Here is a 2,945-nt window from a genome sequence, read left to right as displayed (position 1 = left end):
AATGTTTAAAATGAATAATCATTAAAAAAAGTACGTCAAATTGCCGCAATGTATTGCTTGCCATCCTAATGCTTATAGTGGGGGTCTTTTTTGAAAAATACTGAAATACCGTTAATTGATGACATTCGCTTATTGGGAAAAATTCTGGGTGATATTGTTCGCGAACAAGAGGGTGAATCTGTTTACGGATTGGTAGAGCAAGTCAGGAAGTTATCAGTAACCTTTCATCGTGATGCAAATCAGAAGGCTAATCTCGAGCTGAGCAAACTTCTTAAAGGGCTAACTAGCGAAAGCGCGGTAAAAGTGCTTCGGGCTTTCACTTACTTTAGTCATTTAGCCAATTTAGCCGAGGATAGACATCATATTCGCCGCCGTGTAGCTTATGAGCGCAATGGCAGCCATCAAGATGGCAGCATTCCTATGGCTATGAAAAAACTGCACGCTGCAGGCGTCACTAGCAAGATGATTTCTAAAACGCTAGAAGCAAGCTTAATCTCACCAGTGCTTACTGCTCATCCAACCGAAGTGCAGAGAACTAGTATTTTGGAGGCCGAGAGAGACATAGCCAATCTATTGACTGTGCGTGATCAGATTAAAGAATCATCTAAAGCAAATAATCCACAAAAAGATGCCTTGCTCAATAAGGAGCTTAAAGTCAATGAAGAGCAAATTCGTGCTCGCGTATTGCAACTCTGGCATACCCGTTTATTAAGATTTACGAAGCTTACAGTTGCTGATGAGATTGAGAATTCTCTGACGTATTATGAGACAACATTCTTAAGGGAAATCCCAAAAATCTATGCCCAGTTAGAAGATTCGCTTGCTGGAAATTCAGTTGCTAGCTTTCTAAAGATGGGGCAATGGATAGGCGGTGATCGCGATGGTAACCCCAATGTCAGCGCCAAGACTCTCGAGTACGCCGTTTCAAGACAGGCTGAAATGGCGTTACGTCACTATTTAACCGAGGTGCACTACTTGGGTAGAGACTTATCGGTCTCCGCATTACTTTTAAAATTCTCTAAAAAAATGCAAGAACTTGCAGCCAGCTCTCCTGATACTAATGAGCATCGTCAAGATGAGCCGTATCGCAGGGCGCTTACAGGTATGTATTCTCGGCTGGCAGCCACTTTAAAAATGTTAACTGGGGGAAATGCTGCTCGTCATGCTGTAGCGCCTCAAAATCCTTACATCAGCGCACAAGATTTTTTGTCTGATCTTAAGACGATTGAGGCCTCACTAATATCCCAAGGCGCAAAGGCTCTAGCAGACAGTCGTCTCCACGGTTTGATTCGAGCGGTTGAAGTTTTTGGTTTTCATTTGGCTACTGTAGATTTACGTCAAAGTTCAGATATGCATGAAGCTGTTTTAGCAGAGCTTCTTCATATCGCGTCGATAGAAGCTGATTACTCTAGTTTGTCCGAAGAGCAAAAACGGGAACTCTTGCTATCGCTACTAAGAGACCCAAGACCACTTCGTGTGGTTGGGCATTTGTATTCTGATTTTGCAGAATCAGAGATTGCCATCTTTGAAATGGCTAAGAAAACGCGACAGCTATTTGGTAATGAGACTATCCGCCACTACATCATTAGTCATACCGAGACTGTCAGCGACCTATTAGAAGTCTTGTTGCTTCAAAAGGAAGTGGGTTTAATGCATGAGGTTTTAGGTAAAAAAGCATCTGCTGATCTGATTGTGGTTCCCTTATTTGAAACGATTGAAGATTTACGCAATGCCGCCCCCATCATGCAAGAGTTTTATGCGTTACCTGGCATTCTGGATTTGGTAAAGCGATCCGGTGGTGAGCAAGATATTATGTTGGGCTATTCCGACTCAAATAAGGATGGTGGAATTGTTACAAGTAATTGGGAGTTGTATTGTGCGGAGCTTGCCTTGGTTAAGGTTTTTGAGCCTTTGGAACAAAAGCATGGAGTAAAGCTTCGCTTATTCCATGGCAGAGGTGGCACAGTCGGTCGTGGGGGAGGGCCCAGTTATGAAGCAATCTTAGCCCAGCCCCCTGGAACAGTACGCGGTCAAATTCGTTTAACAGAGCAGGGCGAAGTGATTGGATCTAAATATGCCAATCCTGAGATTGGTAGGCGTAATCTGGAGACTCTAGTAGCAGCCACATTAGAGGCCACATTATTAAAGCCTACTAAGCAGGCTAGTAAAGCCTACTTAGAGGCGGCAGCAAAAATTTCACAAGCAAGTATGAATGCTTACCGTGGCCTGGTATATGAGACTCCTGGGTTTGCGGAGTATTTCTTTGATGCGACACCCATTCGGGAAATTGCTAAGCTAAATATTGGCTCTCGTCCCGCAAGTCGCAAAGCAAGCCAAAGGATTGAGGACCTTCGCGCCATTCCCTGGGGTTTCAGTTGGGGCCAGTCTCGATTAACGCTACCAGGTTGGTATGGTTTTGGTTCTGCTATTCAGGAATTCTTAAATCAACCCAAAGCTGCTGATAGAAAAGCGGCCTTGAGTCTTCTGCAAAAGATGTACAAAGAGTGGCCTTTCTTTAGAACCTTGTTATCGAATATGGATATGGCTTTAGCCAAAAGTGATTTGGCTCTTGCATCGCGCTATAGCGAACTAGTTTCTGATGTGAAGTTACGCAAGAAGATCTTTGGCGCTATTGAGTCTGAGTGGAATAAAACAGTGGAAGCTCTGAACTTAGTTACTGGAGAGAAAGTACGTTTGGCTAAGAACCCATCTTTAGCAAGATCTATACGAAATCGCTTTCCTTACATTGATCCACTTCATCACTTGCAGGTTGAATTGGTGCGTCGTTATCGTGCGGGTAAGCATGATGATCGTATGCAAAGGGGTATTCATATAGCCATTAATGGAATTGCAGCGGGACTAAGAAATACTGGCTAGATTTCAGAAATGACTACACATTTACTTACACCCCGACACTGACCACTCGCAGAGAACTTGTTTATATG

At 43.5% G+C, this 2,945-nt stretch carries 1 protein-coding gene; it reads left to right on the top strand.

The window, feature by feature from the left end; genetic code table 11:
- Positions 1-90: 90 nt before the first annotated feature.
- A complete protein-coding gene (gene ppc / locus ACIQZ3_RS10480) occupies positions 91-2,877 on the top strand; it encodes a phosphoenolpyruvate carboxylase (protein ID WP_397392900.1) in 2,787 nt (928 codons plus the stop codon).
- Positions 2,878-2,945 lie beyond the last annotated feature (68 nt).

The sequence above is a fragment of the Polynucleobacter sp. genome (assembly GCF_044342855.1).
Classification (GTDB): Bacteria; Pseudomonadota; Gammaproteobacteria; order Burkholderiales; family Burkholderiaceae; genus Polynucleobacter.
Note: the sequence above shows the minus strand (reverse complement) of the source record. Positions and strands in the feature narration are given on the sequence as shown.